The organism is Intrasporangium calvum (assembly GCF_028446585.1).
GTDB lineage: Bacteria > Actinomycetota > Actinomycetes > Actinomycetales > Dermatophilaceae > Intrasporangium > Intrasporangium calvum_A.
On the sequence record NZ_JAPFQL010000130.1, the window covers coordinates 1 to 5327 of the forward strand.

A 5327-nucleotide genomic window follows, 5' to 3' on the forward strand; every position below is an offset into this window, starting at 1 on the left:
CACTTCTGGAGGTAGAGGTCGAAGTCGACGCCGTTCGGGCCGTCGAGACACGCCGTCATGACGCCCGCCGTCGAGTCGTAGACGTACGGCAGGTAGGTCGTGCCGCCCGACGACACGGTGCCGCTCTGGACGACGTCGTAACCGGCGCAGCCCGAGCTCGTGGACGTGACCGTCAACCCGTAGCTCGCCGTGTGCGACTTCCCTCCGCCGGCCGCGGTGACCGTCACGTTCGACGTCCCCGCCGGCGTGCTCGATGACGTGGTGATGGTCATCGTGGAGCTGCCGCCCGCCGTCACCGTCGCCGGTGAGAACGTCGCCGTCGCCCCGGCCGGGAGGCCGGACGCGCTCAGCGTGACGCTGACCGCCGAGCCCGACGTCACCGCCGTGCTGACCGTCGCCGTCGTGGACGAGCCCGCCTCGACCGAGCCCGTCGTGGGCGAGACCGACACGGAGAAGTCGTCACCCGGCTGGGTGTCGCCGCTCACGGCCTGCGCCCACGCGGTGTGGGCGATGCCGTCCGCGGCCCGGTTGAGCCCCGTCGCGTTGACGTTGCTCGGGTAGGTGTCGCAGGACGAGTGGTAGCAGGGGTCGTAGGCCGCTCCGGCCGTGCCGCCCCACTTCGTCGCCTGCGCGCTCGTCTTGGTCGCGCTCGCACCCATGGCGTAGCCCGACGTGGGGATGCCGTAGGCCTCGAAGGAGTAGTCGTCCGAGCGGCCCGCGCCCTCGGTGTTCTCCTCCGGTGCGAGGCCGAGGCCGTCCCAGTAGGCCTTCATCGGCGCGGCCGCCGCGGAGGTCAGGTGGTTGATGAAGTAGCCACCGTTCGTCGACGCGACCATGTCGAAGTTGTAGTAGGCCTTGATCTGGCTGCGCTGCGTCGCCGTCAGGCTCTGCACGTAGTACTCCGAGCCGTTGAGGCCCTGCTCCTCGTCGGTCCACCAGGCGAACCGGAGGTGCCCGGACATCGTCGGGTTCTGCTGCGCCAGTGCGAGAGCGGTCTCGAGAACCGCGGCCGAGCCGGACCCGTTGTCGTTCATGCCCGCTCCGCCAGACACGCCGTCGAGGTGCGCCCCGAAGACGTAGGTGCGGTTCAGGTCACCACCGGGCCAGTCGGCGATGATGTTGTCCGACGGGTAGGTGCAGGTCGAGCACCGCTGGAGGGAGACGGTGAAGCCGGCGGCCGTCAGCTTGTCCTTGATGTAGTTGACCGAGGCCGTGTAGCCGGCCGAGCCGGCCCGGCGGTTGCCCCCGTTGCTCGACGCGATGGACTGCAGCGCGGAGACGTGCGACTTGACCTTCTCGACGTCGATGTCCGGCGCGGTCGGGCTGGGAGTGCCGCCGCCGACGGTCAACGTGTAGGTCACGGTGCGGTCGATCGCCGCGCCGTCACCCAGGACCGTCACGGTGTAGGTCCCCGCCGGAGTCGACGTGGAGGTCGCGATGGTCATCGTCGAGCTCGCACCCGAGGTGACCGTCAGCGGCGAGAACGCCGCCGTCACACCGGCCGGCAAGCCGGTGGCCGAGAACGTCACCGACTGGGCGGAACCCGAGGTTGTCGTCGTCGCGACCGTCGCCGTCGCGCTCGAGCCGGCCTCGACGTTCCCCGACGTCGGGGAGAGCGCCATCGCGAAGTCCTGGGAGCTGGCCGTGCACGTCGGCTCGGTGCTCTGCGCCCCGACCGCGACGGCCAGCCAGGCCGCCTTGACCGTGTTGAACTCGGTGCACGAGCCCGGATAGAGGTCCTTGGTCGCCTGGAGGGTGGCGACCCGGGCCTTGGCGTGCGTCCACGGGGAGGTCTTGCGCTGGAGGGCGTTGACGAAGATGTTCGTCGCCTTCTGGAGGCCGATCCCGGTGACGGAGCTGGGCCCGCCCGAGCAGATCGGGCTCGACGGCTTGCCGCCACCGGGGTTGCTGCCCTCGGCCAGGAGGTAGAACCAGTGGTTCTGCGGTCCCGCCGCTGCGTGGACCTCGGTGTTGGGGATGTCGGAGGAGTAGCAGTTGGGGTCGCCCAGCGCCGAGGGGTTGTACATGTTGCGGATCGGCCCCGAGCCAGAGAGGTCGACCTCCTCGCCGACGAGGTAGTCGCCCGGGTCGCTCGCGTTGTTCGCGAAGAACTCGGTGGCTGCGCCGACGATGTCGGCTGCCGACTCGTTGAGGCCGCCCGACTCGTTGCCCGAGCCGCCGCTGCCCCCGGAGAACTGGAAGAGGCCGTGGCCGAACTCGTGCGCGACGACGTCCATCGACGTCGCCTGCTTGGTGTTGGCGCTGTTGCGGCCGAAGTTGGCGTAGGAGCCGTTCCAGTAGGCGTTGACATCGGCGAGGCCCACTCGCGCCGGATAGTTGCCGCCGGAGCCGTTGATGCCGTTGCGGCCCGCCCAGGCCGCGAGCATCAGCTCCTCCTGCTCGCCGCCGTACATCGCGTCGACGCAGGCGGTGGGCATGTCGGTGCCCGAGCCGTTGCCCCACACGTTGTCGGAGTCGGTGTAGGTGGTGCCGCTCTGGTTCTGGCACTTGAGGCCCGGCGCAGACGTGCTCGTCATGGAGTACGAGGACCCTGATCCGGTCGTCGTGATCGAGACGGTGCCGTTGTGGTGGCCATAGCCGGTCGCCTCGCGCACGAGGTCCTCGACGGAGGCGACCTTGCCCGAGCGGGCGTCGACGTAGACCTCGAGGACGGCGGGCAGGCCGGTGCTGCGCTCACCCTCGACCTTGACGTGCCAGGCGAGCCGGGGTTGCTTGCCGTCTGCCATGAAGATGACGAGGTCGGGTCCGTCCACGTGCTCGACGGAGTCGACGAGCGCCCTGGCGGTGGCTGCCGCCTTGCCGGCGCTGACTGCAGGCCGCGTCGAGGACACCGCGGGAACGCGGTCCGTGGCCTGGGTGATGTCGTGCACGGCACCCGTCTCGTCGGCGGTGACGATCGTCTCGGCGCCGATGACGGGCAGGCCCTGCCAGCTGCGCTGGTAGAGCACGTAGTGGCGGCCCCCGGGACCGGCGTTGGAGCCCTGGCGGATGAACGCTTCACCGGTGGAGGCAGCGGTCGCCCCCAGTCGGCGCTGCACGGCTGCGTCAGCCGCCGCGAGCGCCTTGTCCTTCGAGGGTTGCCCGGCAGGCGCCGAGCTGACAGTGGCCGTCATGGCGCTCCCGGCCGGGGCCGGGTTTGCGGCCGTGGCCAAGGGGGCCTGCAGGGCGAAGGGTGTGGCCAGTCCCGCGAGGGAGCTGAACGCCACGATCCGCCCGAGCCGGCGAGGTCTGGGTCTCGTCATTGAGATCAACCTTTCCGTGAGTAGGTTGCTCACGAGGGTTGCGTCTGCTTCGAGATGCCGGTAATCCCACTTGGCCATAACCTCGGCGTTGTGGAGCTCGACGTACGCCATCTCCGCGTGGTGCTGACCGTGGCCGAGGCCGGCAGTGTCAGCTCGGCGGCCGCCCGGCTGGGGGTGTCCCAACCGTCCCTCAGCGCCCAGCTGAGCCGTATCGAGCAGGCCGTCGGGGGCGCGCTCTTCGCCCGCAGCCGCGAGGGCGTCCGGCCCACGCCTGTCGGGCGTCTCGTCATCGACCGGGCGCGGGACATCGTCGCGGGACTCGAGGGGATGGTGAGTGAGGCACGCCGGCAGGTCTCGGGTGCCGGGCCGCTGCGGGTCGGGTGCAACACGTGGCGCTACTTCTCGGCCTTCCTGCTCGAGCTCGAGGCGCTCGGCTTCGAGCGTGAGGTGACGGCCTCGGTCGACACGTCGAGTGCGGTGATCACCGAGAACCTGCTCCACGGCGACGTCGACGTGGCCTTTGCCGGGGTGCACGTCGGCTTCGACGACGGCTGCCCCGAGGGCCTGCGCCAGTCCGTGGTGGTGCGGCACGAGCCGTTCTTCATCGCCCTCGCGGCGACGCACCCGCTGGCGGCTGCGGGCGAGGTGCACCTCGGCGACCTCGGCGCTGACGAGTGGCTGCTCCCGCCCGGCAAGCCCGACGGGACGTACGCAGCGCTGACGGACGCGTTCCGGCGGGTCGGCATCGCCCCCGCTTCACCGCTGGGCCGCCAGAGCCTGCCGGACTTCTGGCCGTACATCGCCGCTGGGCGTGCGGTGGCGCTCGCGATGCCGAGCGACGTTCCTCCACCCGGGGTCGTGCTGCGCCCGCTCGCCGGGCATCCGGTGGCCGGGACCAGGGTCGTGCGATGGAGCCCGGCACGAGTCACCGAGGGCGAGGCCGCCGCTTGTGTCCGGGCCGCCCAGTCGACCTTCGTGCGCGAGCTGGAGGAGACCGCGATGCTCCAGGCGTGGTGGCACGAGTTCCCGGGCCATCGGCCCACCATCTGACGCCGTAGGCTCACGGTCGTGCACCGTCGCCTCGCCCTCGTCCGCCGCCCGTCGCCGCTCCTGGCGGACGGGATTGTCACGCACATCGAGCGGTCCGGGTCGGTCGACGCGGACCTGGCGCTGCGCCAGTGGGAGGGCTACTGCGCCGCCCTCCAGCGCCGAGGCTGGGACGTCATCGAGGCCCCGCCCGTCGACGACTGCCCGGACGGTGTCTTCATCGAGGACCAGGTCGTCGTCTTCGGCGACCTCGCCGTGCTGTGCTGGTCGGGTGCCCCGCAGCGCCGGGCCGAGCAGGCCGGTCTGCGCGAGACGCTCGAGCGCGTCGGGTATCGCTGCGTCGAGATCGAGGCACCGGGGACCCTCGACGGCGGCGACGTGCTCAAGTGGGGCCGAGAGGTCTGGGTCGGCACCGGCGGCCGGTCCAACGAGTCGGGGATCGACCAGCTCGAGCGGGCCCTGGCGCAGTTCTCCGTGGTCGTCCACAGGGTCCCCGTGACGCGGGCGCTTCACCTCAAGTCGGCGGTGACGGCGCTCCCCCTGGGCACGGTCATCGGTCACGAGGCGACGGTGGACGACCCGTCCCACTGGTCGGACTTCCTGTCCGTGCCGGAGGAGGCCGGCACCGCTGTCGTCCTCCTGGGCGGGATGTCGGTGCTCATGTCCGCCGCGGCCCCGCAGACCGCACACCTGCTCCAGGGGCAGGGGCACGACGTCAGCGTCGTGGACATCTCGGAGTTCGAGAAGCTCGAGGGCTGCGTCACCTGCCTGTCGGTCCGCCTGCGCGGCTGACCCCACTCCCCCCCTCGAGTGGCCCCGTCCTCCACAGGCCGGTCCTGTGGATTCTGGGGCCACTCGAGTTCGTCGGTCTCCAGACAGGCGTGGCCGTATGCCGCCGCGCTCACTCCCAGCCCCACCCCCACTCGAGTGGCCCGACCGTCCACACCCCCACCCGGCCGGGCCTGTGGATCAGGGGGCCACTCGAGTTCGTCGGTCTCCAGACGACGCGGCCGTATG

General features: G+C 71.1%; 3 protein-coding genes. 2 read left to right on the forward strand and 1 reads right to left on the reverse strand.

Annotated elements, in window-relative coordinates; all coding sequences use genetic code 11:
• On the reverse strand, window positions 1-3263 hold a 3263-nt coding region (locus OO014_RS18735), incomplete at its 3' end, for a M20/M25/M40 family metallo-hydrolase (protein ID WP_272463845.1).
• A 90-nt stretch (window positions 3264-3353) separates the two neighbouring features.
• Here OO014_RS18735 and OO014_RS18740 point away from each other — a divergent pair.
• A complete protein-coding gene (locus tag OO014_RS18740; RefSeq protein WP_272463846.1) occupies window positions 3354-4313 on the forward strand; it encodes a LysR family transcriptional regulator in 960 nt (319 codons plus the stop codon).
• A gap of 18 nt (window positions 4314-4331) precedes the next feature.
• Entirely contained in the window at window positions 4332-5102 is a 771-nt protein-coding gene (ddaH, locus tag OO014_RS18745) for a dimethylargininase (protein ID WP_272463847.1), read from the forward strand.
• Window positions 5103-5327 lie beyond the last annotated feature (225 nt).